This window comes from Herbiconiux oxytropis (assembly GCF_024979315.1).
In the GTDB taxonomy this organism is placed as follows: domain Bacteria; phylum Actinomycetota; class Actinomycetes; order Actinomycetales; family Microbacteriaceae; genus Herbiconiux; species Herbiconiux oxytropis.
Genome location: NZ_JANLCK010000003.1, coordinates 470468 through 490236, shown reverse-complemented (window position 1 = coordinate 490236; position 19769 = coordinate 470468). Strand labels below are relative to the sequence as shown.

The 19769-nt window shown below is 68.6% G+C and carries 19 protein-coding genes; 16 read left to right on the top strand and 3 right to left on the bottom strand.

Annotation, left to right across the window (positions count from 1 at the left end):
- Positions 1–68: 68 nt before the first annotated feature.
- The 13 genes from N1028_RS08135 to N1028_RS08075 all read left to right on the top strand — a co-directional run bounded on the left by N1028_RS08135 (position 69) and on the right by N1028_RS08075 (position 14749).
- Entirely contained in the window at positions 69–1079 is a 1011-nt protein-coding gene (locus tag N1028_RS08135) for an ABC transporter permease (protein WP_259526452.1), read from the top strand.
- The gene (locus N1028_RS08130) at positions 1079–1960 is read left to right on the top strand and encodes an ABC transporter permease (RefSeq protein WP_259526451.1); all 882 of its coding nucleotides are present in this window, start codon (positions 1079–1081) and stop codon (positions 1958–1960) included. The genes N1028_RS08135 and N1028_RS08130 overlap by 1 nt, the downstream gene beginning before the upstream one ends.
- The gene (locus tag N1028_RS08125) at positions 1957–3579 is read left to right on the top strand and encodes a dipeptide ABC transporter ATP-binding protein (protein ID WP_259526450.1); all 1623 of its coding nucleotides are present in this window, start codon (positions 1957–1959) and stop codon (positions 3577–3579) included. Before N1028_RS08130 ends, N1028_RS08125 begins: the two co-directional genes overlap by 4 nt.
- 14 nt (positions 3580–3593) lie before the next feature.
- Positions 3594–5645, top strand: coding sequence for a hydantoinase/oxoprolinase family protein (locus N1028_RS08120; RefSeq protein WP_259526449.1), 2052 nt, complete (start codon positions 3594–3596; stop codon positions 5643–5645).
- On the top strand, positions 5642–7327 hold the full coding sequence (locus tag N1028_RS08115; RefSeq protein ID WP_259526448.1) for a hydantoinase B/oxoprolinase family protein: 1686 nt from the start codon (positions 5642–5644) through the stop codon (positions 7325–7327). Before N1028_RS08120 ends, N1028_RS08115 begins: the two co-directional genes overlap by 4 nt.
- Entirely contained in the window at positions 7320–9005 is a 1686-nt protein-coding gene (locus N1028_RS08110; RefSeq protein WP_259526447.1) for a hydantoinase B/oxoprolinase family protein, read from the top strand. The genes N1028_RS08115 and N1028_RS08110 overlap by 8 nt, the downstream gene beginning before the upstream one ends.
- Positions 8995–10284 (top strand): metal-dependent hydrolase family protein, encoded by a 1290-nt coding sequence (locus tag N1028_RS08105; RefSeq protein WP_259526446.1) that lies wholly within the window; start codon positions 8995–8997, stop codon positions 10282–10284. The genes N1028_RS08110 and N1028_RS08105 overlap by 11 nt, the downstream gene beginning before the upstream one ends.
- Positions 10281–10748 (top strand): YybH family protein, encoded by a 468-nt coding sequence (locus N1028_RS08100; protein ID WP_259526445.1) that lies wholly within the window; start codon positions 10281–10283, stop codon positions 10746–10748. The genes N1028_RS08105 and N1028_RS08100 overlap by 4 nt, the downstream gene beginning before the upstream one ends.
- On the top strand, positions 10745–11779 hold the full coding sequence (locus N1028_RS08095; RefSeq protein WP_259526444.1) for a zinc-binding dehydrogenase: 1035 nt from the start codon (positions 10745–10747) through the stop codon (positions 11777–11779). The genes N1028_RS08100 and N1028_RS08095 overlap by 4 nt, the downstream gene beginning before the upstream one ends.
- Entirely contained in the window at positions 11769–12125 is a 357-nt protein-coding gene (locus tag N1028_RS08090; RefSeq protein WP_259526443.1) for a TIGR04076 family protein, read from the top strand. Before N1028_RS08095 ends, N1028_RS08090 begins: the two co-directional genes overlap by 11 nt.
- Complete coding sequence (locus N1028_RS08085) at positions 12122–13129, top strand: LLM class flavin-dependent oxidoreductase (RefSeq protein WP_259526442.1); 1008 nt, start codon at positions 12122–12124, stop codon at positions 13127–13129. Before N1028_RS08090 ends, N1028_RS08085 begins: the two co-directional genes overlap by 4 nt.
- Positions 13126–14247: an alpha/beta hydrolase family protein gene (locus N1028_RS08080; protein WP_259526440.1), complete on the top strand. Its 1122-nt coding sequence runs from the start codon at positions 13126–13128 to the stop codon at positions 14245–14247. The genes N1028_RS08085 and N1028_RS08080 overlap by 4 nt, the downstream gene beginning before the upstream one ends.
- Before the next feature lie 112 nt (positions 14248–14359).
- Positions 14360–14749, top strand: coding sequence for a hypothetical protein (locus N1028_RS08075; RefSeq protein WP_259526439.1), 390 nt, complete (start codon positions 14360–14362; stop codon positions 14747–14749).
- Positions 14750–14760: 11 nt separating this feature from the next.
- Here N1028_RS08075 and N1028_RS08070 read toward each other — a convergent pair whose 3' ends face one another.
- The 3 genes from N1028_RS08070 to N1028_RS08060 form a co-directional block, all read right to left on the bottom strand.
- Positions 14761–15171, bottom strand: a complete 411-nt coding sequence (locus N1028_RS08070; protein WP_259526578.1) for a type II toxin-antitoxin system VapC family toxin — start codon at positions 15169–15171, stop codon at positions 14761–14763.
- Positions 15171–15407 carry a type II toxin-antitoxin system Phd/YefM family antitoxin gene (locus N1028_RS08065; RefSeq protein WP_259526438.1) on the bottom strand — a complete coding sequence of 79 codons (237 nt, stop codon included), beginning with the start codon at positions 15405–15407 and terminating at the stop codon, positions 15171–15173. Before N1028_RS08065 ends, N1028_RS08070 begins: the two co-directional genes overlap by 1 nt.
- A gap of 167 nt (positions 15408–15574) precedes the next feature.
- Positions 15575–16249, bottom strand: coding sequence for a DUF4304 domain-containing protein (locus N1028_RS08060; protein WP_259526437.1), 675 nt, complete (start codon positions 16247–16249; stop codon positions 15575–15577).
- Between the two features lie 729 nt (positions 16250–16978).
- Between N1028_RS08060 and N1028_RS08055 the strand changes: the two genes are divergently transcribed.
- From N1028_RS08055 to N1028_RS08045, 3 genes are all read left to right on the top strand, one after another.
- Positions 16979–17551 (top strand): hypothetical protein, encoded by a 573-nt coding sequence (locus tag N1028_RS08055; protein ID WP_259526435.1) that lies wholly within the window; start codon positions 16979–16981, stop codon positions 17549–17551.
- A 486-nt stretch (positions 17552–18037) separates the two neighbouring features.
- Entirely contained in the window at positions 18038–18541 is a 504-nt protein-coding gene (locus N1028_RS08050; RefSeq protein ID WP_259526433.1) for a hypothetical protein, read from the top strand.
- 765 nt (positions 18542–19306) lie between these two features.
- Positions 19307–19684, top strand: coding sequence for a hypothetical protein (locus N1028_RS08045; RefSeq protein ID WP_259526432.1), 378 nt, complete (start codon positions 19307–19309; stop codon positions 19682–19684).
- The last annotated feature ends 85 nt before the right edge of the window (positions 19685–19769 follow it).

The window sequence follows — 19769 nt, the reverse complement described above, 5'->3', positions numbered from 1 at the left end:
GGCATCGGCCGCCCGGCGCCCAGCCGCCCGCGCCCGAAGCCCCGCCCGCTCCACACCGAGAGAGAAGCATGCGAATCGCCCGGTACATCGCCATCAGGATCGCGCTCGTCGTGCCGGTGCTGCTCGGCGTGATCGTGCTGACCTTCCTCCTCGTGCGCGTGCTGCCCGGCGATCCGGTGCAGGCCTTCGTGGGGCCGAACACCACGGCGGAGGACCTCGAGGCCATCCGGCAGCGACTCGGGCTCGACCAGCCGCTCTGGAGCCAGTTCCTCGACTACCTCGGCGGCTTCTTCGTGGGCGACTTCGGCACCTCGATCCAGACCGGTGTGCCCGTCTCCACCGAGCTCGCCTTCCGCCTGGCGCCGACGCTCGAACTCGTCTTCCTCGGCGTCGGACTCGCCGTCGTGGTGTCGATCGTGATCGGCATCGTCTCGGCCCTCCGGGTCAACAGCCCCCTCGACCACACGAGCCGCATCACGTCGCTCGTCGGCACGGCGATGCCGGAGTTCTGGCTCGGACTGATCCTCATCGTCATCGGCTACCAGCAGCTCGGCTGGTTCCCCGGCCCGAGCGGCCGGATCGGCCGGGGGCTGAGCCCCACCCCCATCACGGGAGCGGAGGCGGTCGACGCACTCCTCACGGGCAACTGGCCCGCCCTCGGTTCCGCCCTGCTCTACCTCGTGCTGCCCGTGCTCACCATCGCGGTCGGAGTGACGGCGTCGCTGCTGCGCAGCGTGCGGTCGGCCGCCATCGACATCCGTGCCGCCGCGCCTTGGGCCACGGCGCGGGCGCACGGGATCAGCGGCCGCCCGCTCGTGACGGGCTACCTGCTGCGCGGCACCGTCTCCCGCATCCCCACTCTCGCGGCCCTCGTGCTCGGCAACGTGCTCGGCGGTGTCGTGCTCGTGGAGTACGTCTTCTCCTGGCAGGGCATGGGCCAGTGGCTGCTGCGCGGACTGCTCTACCGCGACTACCCCGTGGTGCAGGCCGGTGTGGTCATCATCGCCCTCGTCTACGCCATCGCCTACCTCGTGGCCGATGTCATCCATGCCGCCCTCGACCCGAGAGTGAGGCTCTGATGGTCAGCGTCGGACCGATCGGCGTGAACCGCCGGCTCCCCCGCAGCCGAACTCCCCGCGCCTCGCGCGGCTTCGGCGAGGGGATGATCTGGACGGGTGCGGCCCTCGTGGGCCTCGTCGTGCTCGCGAGCGTCTTCGCGCCGCTCCTGACCCCCTGGGGCCCGATCGAGATCGACTCCACCGCCATCCGTCAGGCACCGGGGCCGGATCACTGGCTCGGCACGGACGCGAACGGCATGGACGTGTTCAGCCGGCTGCTGCACGCCGGGAGGGTCGACCTCGGAGTGGCTGTGGTGTCGGTGGCGGTCGCCGTGGTGATCGGATCCCTCATCGGAGCCGTGTCCGGCTACGTCGGCGGGGCCCTCGACGCCATCGTGATGCGGCTGCTCGAGATCCTCCAGGCCTTCCCCACCTTCATCCTCGCCCTCGCGGTCGCCGCCCTGCTCGGCCCCGGCATCGTGAACCTCACGATCGTGGTGGCGATCGTCTCGGTCCCCTCCTACGCCCGACTCGTGCGTGCCGAGGTGCGCACCGTGCGGGAGCTCGCCTACGTCGACGCCGCGCGCACCTCGGGACTCGTGAGCGCCCGCGTGCTGCTGCGGCACGTCATCCCGAACAGCCTCGCGCCGGTGCGCATCGTGGCGCCGCTCAACGTGGGCTGGGCGATGCTCGCCCTCGCCGGGCTCTCGTTCCTCGGCCTCGGCGTGCCCGTGCCGCAGCCCGAGTGGGGCGCGATGATCAGCCAGGGGACGAGCGACATCGTCGCCGGCCGGCTCTGGACCTCGGTGCCGCCCGGCCTCGCACTCGTCGTGTGCGTGCTGGGGTTCAGCCTCCTGGGTGAGGGCCTCCAGGAACGCGAGACCCGCAGGAGGACCCGATGAACGTGCTGCTCGACGTGCGCGGCCTGACCGTGTCGATCCCCACCACCGGAGCGGCAGTCGAGGCGCTTCGCGGCGTGGACCTCACCGTGCGGGCCGGCGAGGTGGTGGGCCTCGTGGGTGAGAGCGGCGGCGGAAAGAGCATGCTGGCCCGCGCCACGATCGGGATGCTGCCCGCCCGCGCCCAGACCGGCGGCGACGTGCTCTTCCGCGACCAGGACGTGCTCGGGATGTCGGAGGCGCAGCTGCTGGAGCATCGCGGCCACGGAGTCGCCCTGTGCTTCCAGAACCCCCGCGCGGCGCTCGAACCGCTGCGCACCGTGCAGAAGCAGCTCGCCGACCGGCTGAGACTGCATCAGGGCTCCACCGGCCAGGAGGCGACCGCGGAGTCGGTACGGCTGCTCGAGGCCGTGGGCATCACCGACACGCGCCGCGTGCTCGGCTCCTACCCGCACGAGCTCTCAGGCGGCATGGCGCAGCGCGTGATGATCGCGCTCTGCCTCGCCTGCGATCCCGGGCTCCTGCTCGCCGACGAGCCGACCACGGGGCTCGACGTCACCCTCACCCGCGACGCGCTCGCGCTGCTGCGCTCGCTCGCCGTCGAGCAGGGCCGCGGAGTGCTGCTGATCTCGCACGACATCGCGGCCGCGGTGGAGGTGTGCGACCGCATCGTGGTGCTGCGCGCCGGAGAGGTGGTCGAGGAGGGGACGACCGCCCAGGTGCTCGAGAGCCCGCGCTCGGAGTACACCCGCACTCTTCTCGCCGCCGTGCCCGACATCGACCGCCCGCTCACGCGCCGTGCCGCCGGCCCGGTCAGGCCTGAGGACGGGCCCGGCGGCGTCGTGGCCGAGGTGCGCGACGCCCATGTGCGCTACCGCGGCCGCATCGGCAGCGGTGGGCACCACGCGCTGCGCGGTGTCGACCTCACCGTCCACCGCGGCGAGACCGTCGGCATCGTGGGCGAGAGCGGCTCGGGCAAGACGACTCTGGCGCGGATGCTCGTGGGGCTCGTGAAGCCCTCCAGCGGCCGGGTCGAGGTGGCCGGGCACGACCTCGCCGCGCTGCGGGGTTCCCGACGGCGGGCGCTCCGCCGTTCCGTGCAGATGGTGTTCCAGGATCCGCTCGGTGCCCTCGACCCCCGGCGCACCGTGCTCGACGCGGTCACCGAGACGCTGCTCGCCCAGGGTGTCGACCGGCCCCGGCGCGAGCAGCGCGCCACCGAGGTGCTCCGGCGCACAGGGCTCGACGAGACCTTCCTCACCCGGCTGCCGCACGAGCTGTCCGGCGGGCAGGCGCAGCGGGTGGGCATCGCCAGAGCCCTCGTCTGCGAACCCGAGCTGATCGTGTTCGACGAGCCGACATCCGCTCTCGACGTGACCGTGCAGGCGCAGATCCTCGACCTCATCACCGAGCTCGGCGCCGACGGCGAGCGCGGTCAGCTCTTCGTCTCGCACGATCTCGCGACCGTGCGCTCCTTCTGCGACCGCGTGGTCGTGATCTACCGCGGCGAGGTGGTGGAGGAGGGCCCCACCGCCGAGGTGTTCGACTCCCCTCAGCATCCGTACACCCGCCGGCTCCTCGCCGCGGCGCCCCGCCTCGGCGGCCGAGCCGTCACCCCGTGAAAGGACGATCCTCCGTGTCCCCTGCCCCACTCCGTCTCGCCGTCGACATCGGCGGCACGTTCGTCGACGCCATGGAACTGGACACCCGCACCGGGGTCGTGCGCTTCCGCAAGGCCTCCACCACGCCGGCCCGCCCCTGGGAGGGCGTGCTGGCGGCGGTCGAGGCCCTCGGCACCGACCTCGGCGAGGTCGAGCTGTTCATCCACGGCACCACGCTCGGCCTCAACGCCGTGCTCGAGCGGCGCGGGGGCGCGACCGGGATCATCACCAACTACGGCCTGCGCGACATCTTCCTGCTCGGCCGGGGGAACGTGCCGGACGACCGGATGTACGACTTCCAGTACGAGCGCCCCGAGAGCCTCGTCAAGCGCCGGCACACCGCCGGGGTGCGCGGCCGCCTGAACCACAGGGGCGAAGAGCTCGAACCCCTCGACGAGGTGGGCCTCCGCGAGGTGGCCAGGCAGCTCGTGGAGGACGAGGGCGTCATCTCGCTCGCGGTCTGCTACCTGCACTCCTACCTCGACCCCTCCCACGAGCAGCGCACGGCCGAGCTGCTGCGGGAGTGGTACCCGCAGGTGACCGTCTCGGTCTCGACCGACATCGTGCGGGAGCATCGGGAGTACGAGCGCACGTCGACGACCGTGCTCGAGGCCTACATCCGGCCCATCTTCGAGCGCTACGTCGACGAACTGGAGAAGGGCCTCGCGGCGAAGGGCTTCGACGGGCGGTTCCTCATCATGCGTTCGGGCGGAGGGTCGATGACCTCGGCCACGGCCAAGCAGTCGCCCACCCACACCGTGCTCTCCGGGCCGGCGGGCGGGATCGTGGGCGGCGGCTACCTCGCCGACGTGCTCGAGCGGCCGAACGTGCTGACCTTCGACATCGGCGGCACCTCGCTCGACGCCTGCGTGATCGAGGACGGCACGGCGGTCGTGACCCACGAGGCCGAGCTCGAGCACTTCCCGCTCCTCATGCCCTCCTACGACATCCGCACCATCGGAGCGGGCGGCGGATCGATCGCCTGGATCGACCGAGGCCTGCTGAAGGTGGGGCCCGAGAGTGCGAGCGCCGTGCCCGGGCCGGTGTGCTACGGCCGGGGCGGCACCCGCCCCACGGTCACGGATGCGTCGGTCTGCCTCGGCTACGTGGATCCCGAGAGCTTCCTCGCCGGATCGATGCCCCTCCAGGCCGAGGCCGCCGTCGAGGCGGTGCGCGCCACGATCGCCGAGCCGCTCGGGCTGAGCGTCGAGGCGGCCGCCGCCGGCATCTTCGACGTGATGCTCGCCAAGACCGTCGGGGCCGTGCGGCAGATCACGGTCGAGCGCGGTCACGACCCCCGGGTGTTCTCGCTGCTCGCCTTCGGCGGAGCCGGCCCCCTCGTGGCTCCCCTCCTCGCCCGCGAGATGGGCGTGCGCGAGGTGATCGTGCCGTTCGCCCCCTCGGGGTTCTCGGCCTGGGGCATGCTGAGCGCCGACATCGTGAACGACTTCGCGCGCACCAGGATGGAGGTGCTCGACGAGGTCGATCTCGACGACCTCCGGCGCGAGCTCGACGAGATCGGTGGGGAAGCACTCGGATCGCTCCGCGAGCAGGGTGTGGCCGACGACGTGGCCCACCTCGAGAACCAGCTCGAGCTGCGCTACCTGGGGCAGGAGCACACGCTCACGGTGCCGATCGGGGAAGACCTGGACCCGGAGGCGATCCGGCGGTCGTTCAACGAGCTGCACGAAGCCCGCTACGGCCACTCCATGGAGAGCAGGGTGCAGATCCTGACGGCCAGGGTGCGCGGCATCGGCCGCACGGTGCGACCAGGGCTCCCGGTGCTCCCCGAGGGCGACGGCGATCCCGCCCGTGCCCTCACGGGCCGTCGGACTGCGTTCGACTTCGGCACCCGGAGCGCCGCGGAGTTCGCCGTCTACGATCGCAGTCGCCTCTCGCCCGGCGACCGGTTCGACGGGCCCGCGCTCGTCGACGAGGGCACCTCCACGACGGTCGTGCACAGCGGCCAGCACGTCGAGGTCGACGAGCACGGCTACCTGCTGATCACTCTGGAGGAGGCGGCATGACCCTCGACGGCGCCACCATCGAGGTCGTGCGGAGCTACCTGCTCGCGGCGGCAGAGGAGATGCGCACGACCCTCATCCGCACCGCCTTCAACCCGGTGATCTACGAGGTGCTCGACTTCGGGATCTCGCTCTACGACGAGAAGCTCGAGCTCATCGCCGAGGCGCCCGGACTCACCTTCTTCCTGGGCGCGAACGACTTCTCCCTGCAGAAGGGCGTGGAGTACGTGGGGGCCGAGAACCTGTTCCCGGGCGACATCGTCATGCTGAACTACCCCTACTGGAACGCGGCCCACGCCTACGACGCGACGCTGTTCGCCCCGGTCTTCCTGCCCGACGAGGCGCATCCGGATGCCGACGGCACCCTGGTGGGCTACGTCTGCGTGCGGGCCCACTGGATGGACCTCGGCGCCAAGGATCCCGGCTATGTGCTCGACTCCACCGACGTGCACCAGGAGGGCATGCTCTTCCCAGGCACGAAGGTGTTCTCGCGCGGGAAGGCCGTGCACGACATCCACGAGCTGATCCGCTTCAACTCGCGCATGCCCGACGTCGTTCTCGGCGACCTGCACGCCCAGGTCTCGGCCATCCGCACGGGCGAGCGCCGCCTGATCGAGATCATGCAGAAGTTCGGCAAGCCCGCCGTCGACGAGGCCGTGACCGTCATCAAGGCGCACAGCGAGCAGAGCACGATCGATGCCCTGGCCGCGCTGCCGCAGGGCTCGTGGACAGCGGTCGACTGGATGGACGACGACGGCATCAGCGACGACCCCATCCGCATGCAGGTGACGGTCACGATCGCCGACGGCACGTTCACCGTCGACTTCGCCGGATCGTCGCCTGCCACGAAGGGGCCCGTGAACATGCCCCTCGGTGCGACCATCGCCCTGTGCAAGGTCGTGCTGAAGAACCTCACCTCGCCCGAGCAGCCGAGCAACGCCGGAACCACCGTGCCGCTCCGGGTGCTCGCCGAGCCCGGCACCCTCTTCCACGCGGTGTACCCCGCCCCGACGTTCACGCTCTGGACGGGGATCGTGGCGCTCGAGCTCGTGTACAAAGCCCTCGCGCAGGGCATGCCCGACCGTCTCGCTGCCTCATCCGGAGGTGACGTCCCCGGCTTCATGATGGTGGGCGACCACCCTGACACCGGAGAGTTCTTCGCGATCAGCAACAACGATCCTGTCGGCTGGGGCGGCACACCGGAGCACGACGGGCTCGACGCCACCATCCACCTCTCCGAGAGCACGGTGCGGAGCACCCCGCTCGAGGTGCTCGAGGCCAGGAGCGGGATGATCTTCGAGCGGCTCGAGATCCGCACCGATTCCGGCGGAGCGGGGAGGCACCGCGGCGGCGCGGGCCTGCAGCGCGACATCCGCTTCGTCTCACCAGGCGAGTTCCTGTCGGTCATCAAGAAGACGAAGACCGCACCGTGGGCGCTCGAGGGCGGGCTCGAGCCGAAGCCCAATCAGGTCGTCGTCTTCCCCGGCACCGAGCGCGAGGCCAGAGTCAGCACGAAGCGTGTTCCGGTGCAGCCGGGCGATCTCATCCGGCTGCTCACCGCGGGCGGCGGCGGGCACGGCGATCCAGCCGACCGCGACCCCGCACTCGTGCGGCGGGACGTGTCGGAGGGCTACGTGTCGCGCGAGGCCGCGGCGTCGGTCTACGGGGTCGAGATCGATGAGTGAGGGCCTGCCCGCCGTCGACGGCGCCACCGTCGAGGTCGTGCGGAGCTACCTCGCCGCGGCCGCCGACGAGATGCGCAGCACCCTCATCCGCACGGCGTTCAATCCCGTGATCTACGAGGTGCTCGACTTCGGCATCTCGATCTACGACGAGAGGGCGCGACTCGTGGCCGAGGCGCCGGGCCTCACCCGCTTCCTGGGTGCGAACGACCACTCCCTGAAGAAGGGACTCGAGTACGTCGGGGTGGAGAACCTCGAGGCCGGCGACGTCGTGCTGCTCAACTACCCCTACTGGAACGCGGCGCACTCCTACGACGCGACCCTCTTCTCTCCCGTCTTCCTGCCCGACGAGGAGACGCTCGTGGGCTTCGTGTGCGTGCGGGCGCACTGGATGGACCTCGGCGCGAAGGATCCGGGCTACGTGCTCGACTCCACCGACATGCACCAGGAGGGACTCATCTTCCCGGGCACCAAGGTCTTCTCCCGCGGTGAGCCCGTGCACGACGTGCACGAGCTCATCCGCTTCAACTCGCGCATGCCGGACGTGGTGCTGGGCGACCTGCACGCGCAGGTGTCGTGCCTGCGCACCGGCCAGCGGCGCATCGTCGACGTCATCGCCAAATTCGGCCTCGGCACCGTGCAGGCGAGCATCGAGCGCTTCATGCAGCTCGGCGAACAGGCGTCGCTCGACGCGATCGCGGCTCTGCCGCAGGGCAGCTGGACGGCTGTCGACTGGATGGACGACGACGGCATCACCGACGAACCGGTACGGCTGGAGGTCACCGTCACGGTGGCCGACGGCACCTTCACCGTCGACTTCGCGGGTTCGTCGCCGATGGTGCGCGGGCCCGTCAACCTTCCCTTCGGTGCCACGATCGCCTGCGCCAGGGTGGCCTTCAAGGCGCTCACCACGCCGTTCGAGCAGACGAACGCGGGCCACATGGCTCCGCTCCGTGTGAAGGCCGAACCCGGATCGCTCTTCCACGCGGTGTACCCCGCGGCCACCTTCACGCAGTGGACGGGGAACCTGGCCGTCGAGCTCATCTACAAGGCGCTCGCCCAGGGCATGCCGGATCGGCTCGGGGCGTCCTCAGGCGGCGACGTGCCCGGATTCATGATGGTGGGCGCGCATCCGGACACCGGAGCGTTCTTCGCCATCAGCAACAACGACCCGATCGGCTGGGGCGGCACCCCGCACCACGACGGGGCCGGACCGATCAACCACCTGTGCCAGACCGTGGCCAGGAGCACGCCCATCGAGGTGCTCGAGGCCAAGAGCGGGATGCTCTTCGAACGCCTCGAGGTGCGCGCGGATTCGGCCGGGGCGGGAAAGCACCGCGGGGGCCCGGGCATCAGGCGCGACATCCGCTTCGTCTCGAACGGCGAGTTCCTCTCGGTGGTCAAGAAGACCCGCACCAGGCCGTGGTCGCTCGACGGCGGCCAGGAGAGCGAACCGACGCAGGTGATCGCCTTCCCCGGCACCGCCCGCGAGCGACGGCTCAGCACCCGTCGGATCGCGGTGTCGGCAGGAGACCGCGTGACCCTGCTCACGGCGGGAGGAGCGGGGCACGGTCCCGTCTCGGAACGCGATCCGGAACTCGTCCGCCGGGACGTGGCGGAGGGCATCGTCTCCGCCGCCGCGGCATCCGACACCTATGGAGTTGATCTCGATGACCGATGACATCGCTTCCACCGCGTTCCGCGGAACGGGGCCGAGTCCGACGAGCGTGCTGCTGCACTCGCTGTCGATCGTGGACGCCGTCGCCGAGACGGCCACGCCCGGTGCGGTGTGGGTGCGCGACGGCGTGATCGCGGCGGTCGGCGCCGAGGACGACGTGCGCCGCGCCGCAGCGGTCTCGGCGGGCACGGGGGCGGTTGCGCCCGTCGAGGTGGATCTCGGCGGCGCCTATCTGGCACCCGGCCTGATGAACATGCACACCCACTTCTCCCTCGCGCTCCCCGGCGAGCGCGGCGCCGCCGTGAGCGCGCTCGACGACGCGGGGATCGCGCTCTACATGGCCGACGGGGCGCGCCGCGCACTGCACTCCGGCATCACGACCGTGCGCTGCGTCGCCGAGCGCGACCACGTCGACTTCGCGCTCCGCGACGCGATCGCGCGAGGCCTCGTGCCCGGGCCCGACATCCGCACCGCCGGCCGGGCCCTCGTGTGCACCGGCGGCCACGGGCACGAGAACGGCGACACACTCGAGTGCGACGGAGCCGTGGGCTTCGCGCAGGGGGTGCGCAGCCAGATCAAGGCGGGAGCCGACCTGATCAAGGTGATGATCTCCGGCGGCATCGCGGGTCGCCACGAAGGCATGGACACCCCGCAGCTCACCCGCGAGGAGATGTCGGCGGTCATCTCGACCGCTCACGCCTGGGGGCGCAAGGTCACGGCGCACGCCGGCCCTGCGCCGATCATCGCCGAGGCCGTGGCGCTGGGGCTCGACTGCGTGGAGCACGGCTACGAGCTCACCCCCGAGGTGGCCGCGGCGATGGCGGCCGCGGGCACCGCTCTGGTGCCGACCCTCGTGGTGACCCGATGCGGATCGTTCTTCGACGAGCTCGGTGTTCCGGCGTGGATGCAGGAGCGGTCCCTGTCGGCGGGGCCTCGGCACCTCGAGTCGTTCCGGATGGCGATGGAGGCCGGGGTCACCATCATGGTCGGCAGCGACATGCCGCCCTTCTGGCCGTTCGAGGGCACCACGGCGATCGTGCGCGAGATGGAGCACATGAGCGAGAACGGACTCGGCGCACCCGCCACTCTCCGGGCCGGCACCGTCAACTGCGCGCGCTGGCTCGGGATCGACGACGCCGTCGGCACGATCGAGGTGGGCAAGCGCGCCGATCTGATCGCGGTCGACGCGGATCCGCTCGAGGACATCTCCGCGCTCCGCACCCTGCGGTGGGTCATGCAGGCGGGCGATGTGGTGCGCGACGACAGACTGGTGATCGCATGAGTGCCCCCACCACGGCGGAGAGCGTCGTGCTCGACGAGATCCGGGACATGTACGACGCGTTCATGGCACGGGATCGTGAGCGGTTCGACCGACATCTCGCACCGGACGTCACGACCTGGGAGACACCTCTCCCGCGCCTGATCAGCCGGGACGAGCTCGACGCCTACCGCGACGAACGGCCGCCGTCGGTCGTGGCTCAGGTGGCGTCGCTCCGGGTGGAGGCCGAGCGCGTGGACGTGTGGGGCGATCACGCGGTGGCCAGGTACCTGCTCGTCGCGTCGAAGACGGGGGTCGACGGCGACGAGGTCTCGCGGGTGACCGACGTGCTGCTGCGGGATCCGGAGAACGGCTGGCGCATCGTGCACCACCACTCCGAGCTGTGGGCGCGGCCCTCGCAGGTCGCCGAGACGGCCGATCCGGAACCCGGTCCGGAGTCGGGCCCGGGGTCGGGAGAGCGGGTGTGAGCCGGTACCGCTCCGCCGTCGTCGTGGAGTTCGGCGAGCCGGGCGACGTGCTCCGCGTGTCGGAACGGACGCGCGGAACTCTCGAGCGAGGGCAGATCCGGCTCGGCTCCGAGGCGGTCGGGCTCAACTTCCTCGACGTCATGATGTGCCGGGGCGACTACCCCGGTGTCCCCGTTCCGCCGTTCGTGCCCGGCGTCGAGGTGGCCGGCACGGTGATCGAGGCGGCCGAGGGCTCGGTGCACGCGGTGGGCACGAGAGTCCTGGCCTGCCCCGCGCTGCCGGAGGGAGCCCTCGGCGACGAAGTCGTCATCGCCTCGTCGCTCGCCGTGGAGCGACCCCCGACCGTCGACGCTGTGACGGCCGCCGCGCTGCCGGTGACCTACCAGACGGCGTGGTTCGCCCTCGAGCGGGCTCGGCTCGAGCCCGGCGAGACCGTGCTGGTCAACGCCGGAGCGGGTGGGGTGGGGATCGCCACCATCCAGCTCGCGCGCTCGCGTGGGCTCCGCGTCATCGCGACGGCGGGCGGGCCGGAGAAGACGGCCGTCTGCCTCGCCCAGGGCGCCGATCTGGCCATCGACTACCGGGACGCCGACGTCGTCGACCTCGTGCGCGCGGCCACCGGGGGTGCGGGCGTGGCCGCCGTGATCGACCCGGTCGGCGGGCCGATGACCGCGGTTTCGCTCGATTGCCTGGCGTTCGAGGGCCGTCTCGTGGCCGTCGGCACGGCCGGGGGCTCGTCGCAGGTCGACCCCGCTTCGCTGATGGCGCGCAACGTCGATCTGGTGGGCCTGTCCTGGGGTTCACGCTATCCGTGGGAGCGGCCGGCGGAGGTGAGCGAGGTCTACGCCGCACTCTTCGCCCTCGTCACGGCCGGAAGCGTGCGCCCGCTCGTCGATCGCGTCGTCGGCCTCGACGACGCAGGCGCCGCACTCGACGACCTCGCGGCCCGCCGCACCCGGGGCAAGACCATCGTGGTACTCGATCGCGGAGGCGCATCCGTCGCCGCAGAAGGAGCAGATCATGACCGATGAGACCGTTGGGGACGCCGACTCGCGTGAAGCCGACGCCGGCGACGACATGGAGCTGTACGACATCACCGTCGTCGTCGACCGCATCGAGGGCCGATCGGTCTGCGGCATGCACGTGGGCGACTCGTTCGACGTGGTGAACTCGAGTCAGCTGACGATTCCGGGGCATTTCTGCCTCTACGCGCTGCAGGCCGTGCTGCCGATGATCCCGGCCAAGCAGCGCAAGCTGCCGGACGGCGACTGGCTCGAACGGGATTCCCTGGTCGCCTGTCCAGACCCGGAGGAGCGTCTGATCATGCGGATCGAACGCGGTGCGCTCTGCCCGATGCGCTCGGGAGACCTCACGTGAGCCGCGCGGAGATCGGGCTCGGCATCCAGTCGGACAAGGCGCCCGGAGCCTACGGCCCGCTCGCCGCCGGCGCCGAGAGGCACGGGATCGATGTCGTGAGCGTGTTCAGCGACCTGCTGTTCCAGCCGCCCATCGCCGCGCTCCTCGAGATGGCGGCGGCGACATCCCGGGTCAGGCTGGGCGCCGCCTGCTGGAACCCGTACTCCCTGCATCCGTACGAGATCGCCGGGCAGGTCGCCGCGCTCGACGCAGCGAGCGACGGCCGGGCGTACCTGGGACTTGCCAAGGGGACCTGGCTCGACGCGATCGGACTCCGCCAGACCAAGCCCGTCGCGCACCTGCGAGAAGCAGCCGGACACATCTACGCTCTGCTCTCGGGTGAAGGGGCCGGGTTCGAGGGAGAGATCTATCCGCTCGCTCCGGGCGTGGCCCTGCGGTACCCCGTGAGGCGAGCGCGGCCACCCCTGCTGATCGGCGCCTGGGGGCCGCTCGGAGCCGCCCTCGCAGGGCGGATCGCGGACGAGCTCAAGGTCGGCGGCACGGCGAACCCGGCGATGGTCCCTGTGATGCGCGAGCGGATCGGGGTGGGCGCGCAGAAGGCGGGTCGGAGCGCCCAGGATGTGAAGCTCGTGCTCGGGGCGGTCACCGTGGTCGATCGCGACGGGCGTGCCGCCCGATCAGCGGCCCGCCGCGAGGTCGCGATGTACCTGGCCGCCGTGGCCGACCTCGATCCGACCGTCGAGCTCCCGGACGACCTGCTCGAGTCGGTGCGCCGCCTCGTGGGCGAGGGAGATGATCAGGCGGCCGGCGATCGGATCCCGGATGACGTGCTCGACCTCTTCGCCTTCTCCGGCACCCCCGAGCACGTCGCCGAGCAGGCGCAGTCGCTGATCGATGCGGGGGCCGACCGCGTGGACTTCGGGACACCCCAAGGGCTCACCGACGCCGGCGGGATCGACCTGATCGGCACCGCCGTGATGCCGCTGCTGAAGCTCGACCGATGAACCGTCTTCTCACCGCGATCGTGTCGAGCGGGCTCGACGTCGACGAGGCACGCCTGGAACAGGTGCTCGCCGAGGCCACCGCCTCGCGCGGGTGGGGGTTCAGGATGGTCACGCTGCTGCCGGATGAGACCCCCGCCGACGTGCTGCGTCGTGCCGCCGCGCCCACCTCCGAGGCGTCTGCCGTGCTCGTCCTGCCCGGCGAGGGGGTCGATCTCGAGCTGGAGGCGGATTCGTTCTCGACGGATCAGGGACGAACCCGGCCTCCGATCATCCGGTTCGATCTGGGCGCGCGCGACCGCGACCCCTCGACCGCGCTCCTGCACCACGTGCGCGGTCTGGGACTGGATGGGCTCCCCTTCGTGGTGAACTCGGCCGTCGCTGCCGCCCTGCACCCGGCCCGGCGCGTGCATTACGGGCCCGATGCCGAACAGTACGGCGAGTGGCGTGAACCGGTGAACGCCGCCGGATCCGGGGCACCGCCTCTCGCGGTCCTCATTCACGGCGGGTTCTACCGCTCGAGGTGGCAGGCCGGGCTGATGGACGAGCTCGCCGTCGATGTCGCCCGGCGCGGCTGGCGCAGCTGGAACCTCGAGTACCGGCGGCCGGACCTCCACGGGTGGGCGGCCACCCTCGACGACCTGCGTTCCGGATCGGCCCGGGCGCGCGAGCTGGCGGGCCCCTCCGGCGGGCCCGTCGTGCTCGTCGGGCACTCGGCGGGAGGCCAGCTGGCGCTGCAGCTCGCGGAGGAGGCCGCTCCGGAGACCGTGCAGCTCACGGTCTCGCTCGCCGGCGTGGTCGACCTCGTCGCCGCCCACGAGCGGTTTCTCGGCGAAGGCGCCGTCGGGATCGCTCTGGGCGGTTCACCCTCCGAGATCCCGGAGCTCTACGCCCGTGCGTCGCCGCGGGAGTTCCGCGAGCGGTCGACCCCGTGGCTGCTCGTGCAGGGCGCCGACGACTCGGCCGACCTGGTGGAGATGAACCGGCGCCTCTCCCGGTCGGTCGCCCTCGGCCAGCCCGAACTCCTTGAGGCCCCGGGCCACCACTTCAGCGTGATCGATCCCCGTGCGCCGATCTGGGAGGCCACCTGGGCGAGAGTGCTGGACCTCGTCGAGGCCTGAGCTGCAGGGACGTGATTCGTGCGCCCTCATGCAGAGCCGCACCGGTCGTCGTGGACGCGCAGAGCCCACGGGTCGGATAGGGTCAGCGGGACGACCGGACGGGGTGGATGCGATGAGGACACGGGCTCCACGACAGATCCTGACGGTGGCGGTGGTGGCCGCGACGGTCCTCGGCCTGGCGGGGTGCGCGAGCGAAGAGCTCCCGGACGACGAGTGGGCGTGCCCGCACTTCGCGGCGATCACCCAGAAGCTGAGCATCAACCGTCTCGACCCGTCCGCCGAGGCGACGACCTCGTGGGATGAGGCCCGAGCGAGCCTTGCGGACACCGAGGAGATGGCGGGGGACGACCTCACACCTCTCATCGCCGAGGCTCGGACCGCCCTGCCCGGATCGCCGTTCGGTGACGTCACCGAGTTCAACCGGGTCGTTCGCGAGATCGACGCGGCCTGCGAGCTGCCGGCCGAGGGCTTCCAGATCCTCGAACTCGAGCTGACGGACTGAGCAGCGCCTCGTCAGTGACGAACCTGAACCTCGACCACGGTCAAGTCGGGGATGCCTGCGAAGTCCCTCGGGTTCGCGGTCACCACCGGCAGGTCGTTCGCGAGGGCGATCGCGGCGATCAGCGCGTCGTACGCGCGCGCCGCCGGCTTGCGGCCTGCGCGTCGGAGCGCCGCTGCCACCTGTCCGAAAGCGCGCGCGGACGCACCGTCGAAGGGCAGCGGCTCGAAGTCGGCCTCAGCCTGCTGCAGGTGTGCCTGCCGCGCCGCACGAACGCTGTCGTCGGAGGCCACCAGCGGCCCCACACTGAGTTCGGCGATCGTCACGGTGCTGATCAGCAGCTCATCGGGCAGCGCGTCGGGATCGTCGATCCGCCCGAGCAGGATCACGGTGGAGGTGTCGAGCAGACCCCGCGGCGGCACCATCACAGCGACGAGTCCAGGAGCTCGTCGAGATCGGCGCGGAGGGCCTCGGGATCGACGAGGGGAAGGTGGAGGCGCCTCTCGATCAGCTGCCGCGTGGACAGGGATTGTCGGGGCAGCGGCCGCAGCTCGGCGACCTCGGCCCCGTCGTTCGTCACGACGAGCGCTTCCCCGCGCGCCACGCGCGCCAGGACGTCTCCTCCACGGTTGCGGAGGTCTCTCACACTGACCGACGACATGCCCTGAGTGTATCACCGGTGATACACCCGCACGAAGGGGCCCGAGGCAGCAAAAAAGGCATCCCGCGGGAGGCCTTGTCCGAGCGCTGGAAGATTGCATTGTTGCAGCTGCCCGTTAGCCGATCCCTATACGAACGCTTGACTAAGACTGTTCCGCTTTTCACAAGCTAAGAGCTGGGCGGGCTCGATTGGACCAGTGCTGATAGGTCATGGAAGCCACGGTCTTCGAGATGCTTCACCAGGTAATCGACGTGATGTGAGTTGTGGCTTTTTCGAGCATAGGAATTGAGTACTCGTCGGGCATCTTCGGGGTGCCCGTGCGCGCTGTAGAGATCGGCAATATCGAGAGCGCCGGCCCGAGACATTCCGATCGATTCCGACCCCTCGGCTTCGAATGCAGACCATATGCTCTCGCTCGACTGAAACCGATCCAACCACGGCACTCCGACATCGATGACCGCACGGATCGCGTCCACCCCTGCGTCGGGATGATCAAGATGCCACCAGACATCGTCCTGCTCAGGAAGCAGGAAACCGAGCCGCTTTCGCAGTTGACAATTGTATTCGTTGATCCAAGTGAGCTGTCGATATCGCTGGCGCGGCATCGACGGAGAGTGAACTCCAACGTTCACCGTGAACCGTCCCTGCAAGTTGGGGCGCAGGCCTGGAATCTCGACCGTGCCCGGCGGGTTCGAAGACCCCATCTGAAAGTTCAAGACGTGGGTGATTCCATCACCTACTGAGCGGTTGAACGAATGTCGCCGCTTTCTGAATCCTAAAGCCTTCAGTTGCGGAGCGGCGAGGTCAACGATCTGACGCATCGGGTCAATCAGGCTGGTCACGAGTGTTGGCCCCTCGCTGTCATCGCGGATTCGGGCGAGATAGCCTCGCGAACGCCGGCTCCGTGGCTGACATCGCCAGTAGTCGAACGCACGATGCGAGCCAATTGAACCGGTTCTTGCCGCTTTCAAGCTCCTTGAGGATGATTTCGATATCCGTTATTCCAGCCAGCGAGTATTGACTAAGCAGCTCAAGGAGCGATTGCAACGCTTGAACTTCGCTAAGCCCGTCCTTCGGCCCCGAATCAAGCCAATCGGGCCAAAGGCTTACCGCGCTGTTTCGCACCTCAACGTCCACGTGGCCGCCATCTGGAACGCGAATGCGGTACAACCCCCACAAACTAGACGGATCTTTAGGGGGATCAAACGTCGCGCCTTGAGCAAGAAATAGCTGATCGACCCAGTCCATCCAGAGGGCCGGATCTACGAGTTCCGCGGTCTCTCGGAACTCTAGATTGGTAAGCAGGAAGTACAAGTCGGGCCCCCGCTCACAATGGTCCCTAATCAGGCCAATGGACGCTCGCCAGACTTCGGATTGGGTGTGCCGCCGAAACATCGTCCTACTGTCTCCTTTGTCCTGGTGCCTTGTAACCACCATTCGTAATCTTGGTGCCTTTAGGCCCGCTTCGTACCTGAACCCACCGCTCTGTCGTCGCCGTCTCGCATGAGTTTGAGTCGAAACTGGCCCGCGCACGCCCGTGGAACCGAGCGCAATATGTACGCATTCAGGCCGTGCATCTCGTGCGCCAGGACGAAGAAGCCACGCGCGTTGCGGGGCAGGAACTCTTCAAGCGGGTAATTGCTGACTACAGCGGCGATCGGCTGCAGGTGCTCTCAGCAACCGAGCAACTCGGGATCACCTTCGCGGATGCTGGCGATCCGGACCAGGCGGCGAATTACCTCCGACAAGTTCTACAGCTCATCGCAGAGAGCGTGACGGGGCGTTCGGGAACCACGGGAATGACCGAGGTGCTGCTGGCAGGGATCCTGATCGCCAAAGGCCATCGGGCCGACATGCAGGAGGCGAAGACTCTCCTCGATGCGGTGAAGCCAGAAATATCTCGGATGAGAATGTTCCGGGATTCGGTGCTCAGGTATCTGGTCGCGCAGGCCCGAGTAGCCGAAGCCCTCGGAGACGTCGGCGCAGAGTCTTTTGCCTCGGACTCCTTGGCCGTCGCTGCGGAGTTGGAACCATCGATCCCACTGCACCCGGACCTAGGTAGGCCAATCGCGTCCCCCAAGGTGCGCGAGGAGATGCGCCGAATCGCCGGCGTCAGTTCGGTCGAGAGCCCTCAGCGGAAATAGATGCGTCGCATGATGGCGTTCAAGCCAGCGGAGATGTCGGCCAGCCGTAACTTTTCCGGCCGCGACGCGGAGAGCCGCCGCACCACGAGCGCGTCGTAGACCAGCGGTCCAGCAGCCCAGTTCGGACCCCTCATGCTTTGCCAACACAGCGCCTGGCGCGAGTGCCAATCTGACCAACCATCAGTGGGAACCGTTATCCGGTTCCATCAAAGTGCCCACCCGTCGCTGCTCAGCGCTTCACGAAGGCACCGCGGCGGAGTGGACGCGTTGCGGTGACCGATAGACAGGGCAGCAATTTCCGAGATTACGCGCCCCGGTGGTAACGCGGGCCCCTGCTCGATCGAGACCTCGAAGCCCCACTGGGGATCGATCAACGTGCACGAATACGCCGCCCCGCGGGGAGGGACGAGGAACGCGGCGCATTTTCGACCGGGGATTGGCCTAACGTTTTCGTAGGGAACCGATGACGGGGCCGAGGGGGACTATGTGAGTACCGATGACCAGGTGCCTTCTTCGCCGCGAAGCTACGAGCTGCGCGACCTCCTCGCGGTATATCGAGACTCACTCATAGCGCTGGGGCCGATTGTCGAGCGCGCCGGTCTCAGCTGGCACGACGAAGATGCCCACGACGGTTGGGAAGCAATCGCCGAAGCGCTCTTCTCTAACGTTGTGACGAATGCAGTCTCGGCAGATCCGAGATTCGCCAAAGCACTCCCTTTTCCTAAGTTCGACTTCGACGTGGATGACTACCCAGGAAATAGCTGGATCGAGCTCGAACAGGCAGACGCATCAAGACGAATGATCTTCGTACGACTCTTTTCTGAGGTGGATCCTTACGACGCTGCGGTTTTTGCAGACGCCGAAGCTGGAACTCTTCACCGGCGGACGAGTGTGGTCGTACCGTGGCGCGAGGCTCAGCGCGTACTCGTGCGTGGTCGATTCAGTAGGGATCCCGACGTGCTCGCGGACCGGATTTGGCCGGTCGAATGAAGCCGGCATGAGAAGCGCCCGCTGAGGGATGGTCTCGCGAGACGGAGGATGATCGCTCAGTTGGCACCTATCGGTCAGCGGGAAAGTCGTGCTGCTGACCACTCTCAGTGGCGCTTCTCTCGAAGTCCAGCCGGGGTCCTTCGTCGCCGTCGAGCTTGTAGTAAAGGTTCCACGCCGATTGGTCGCGCTCCAGACTCAGCAACATGGTCGTCTCTTCCTCCACCGCCGGGGAGAACCGGAACGATAAGTACCGGTAGGCATTGTTTGCCTGGGCACTCCAAGTTCCGTCCCGGTCAACGACGTCGGCCCAGTCAAGTGGCTCACCTGAATGAACAGATAACCTCCCGAGCACCATTTGAACTGGTATGCCCGTGAAGCTCGCCGAGCGGTCGGCGCGTAATTCGAGTGTGGCCTCTTGTCCATTGGGCCCAGTTGCGACCCACGTGCCCGTCAGAACAGATGGTGTGTGTATCGGATCCGAAGCGCTTTCTCTGGTGCAGCCGCTGAGCAGGAGTGCAAGGACAGCTGCGACGGCCAGAAATCTCCTTGACGCCAATTTCGCTCCTAACTGAAGTATGAGGATGCACCCAGGCTCTCAGACCGCGTCACACATCGTGACACCGAGCTGGTCGTCGTGAGCGAAGGATGATCGCTATTCGAGCGCTCCGGCCGGCCGTAATACCAAGGCCATCTCGCTGGGAGAGGATACGTGCGGTTCAAGCGTTCTCTGTCTCACTCCTGATTGGTCATCGCTAGTCTCGACGTGTGCCTGACTACACAACGCTGCCTGCTCTGCAGCACTACGTTCTGGAGTACAGCTGCGTGCTTGGTATTGTCGCCAAGCCGAACATCCTCCAGGTAGAAATCGACCTCTCATTCGCAAGGGATCATCCAAACCTGCGCCCACCACGGGAGGGAGAAGTCACTTACTATCGCCGCGGTGTCATCGAATTCAGAGGGGTCACTTCGCTGACCTGGAACGGTCAAGGCGTTCCACCGGCAATAAATGCCGACGGCGAGCACGATTGGGGTGCGATGGACGAGTTCACTTTTCAGGACGACAATTATCGCCTTGCGGGAGACTTCGGAGACATTCAGGTTGTCGCCTCGAGCGTCGGCGTGCGATTCATCGGACCTGTCTAACTACTTCTGCCGGTCAGCCACGTCAGCACCATGTGCCCGCTGAGGGATCGATGTCGGGGCCGCCAGGACGGAGGTTCCTGCCTGC

Excerpts from the sequence above, each read along its gene's own strand:
- N1028_RS08135 (WP_259526452.1), top strand. The coding sequence starts at position 69 with ATGCGAATCGCCCGGTACATCGCCATCAGGATCGCGCTCGTCGTGCCG.
- N1028_RS08130 (WP_259526451.1), top strand. The coding sequence starts at position 1,079 with ATGGTCAGCGTCGGACCGATCGGCGTGAACCGCCGGCTCCCCCGCAGC.
- N1028_RS08125 (WP_259526450.1), top strand. The coding sequence starts at position 1,957 with ATGAACGTGCTGCTCGACGTGCGCGGCCTGACCGTGTCGATCCCCACC.
- N1028_RS08115 (WP_259526448.1), top strand. The coding sequence starts at position 5,642 with ATGACCCTCGACGGCGCCACCATCGAGGTCGTGCGGAGCTACCTGCTC.
- N1028_RS08110 (WP_259526447.1), top strand. The coding sequence starts at position 7,320 with ATGAGTGAGGGCCTGCCCGCCGTCGACGGCGCCACCGTCGAGGTCGTG.
- N1028_RS08105 (WP_259526446.1), top strand. The coding sequence starts at position 8,995 with ATGACCGATGACATCGCTTCCACCGCGTTCCGCGGAACGGGGCCGAGT.
- N1028_RS08100 (WP_259526445.1), top strand. The coding sequence starts at position 10,281 with ATGAGTGCCCCCACCACGGCGGAGAGCGTCGTGCTCGACGAGATCCGG.
- N1028_RS08090 (WP_259526443.1), top strand. The coding sequence starts at position 11,769 with ATGACCGATGAGACCGTTGGGGACGCCGACTCGCGTGAAGCCGACGCC.
- N1028_RS08080 (WP_259526440.1), top strand. The coding sequence starts at position 13,126 with ATGAACCGTCTTCTCACCGCGATCGTGTCGAGCGGGCTCGACGTCGAC.
- N1028_RS08075 (WP_259526439.1), top strand. The coding sequence starts at position 14,360 with ATGAGGACACGGGCTCCACGACAGATCCTGACGGTGGCGGTGGTGGCC.
- N1028_RS08070 (WP_259526578.1), bottom strand. The coding sequence starts at position 15,171 with ATGGTGCCGCCGCGGGGTCTGCTCGACACCTCCACCGTGATCCTGCTC.
- N1028_RS08065 (WP_259526438.1), bottom strand. The coding sequence starts at position 15,407 with ATGTCGTCGGTCAGTGTGAGAGACCTCCGCAACCGTGGAGGAGACGTC.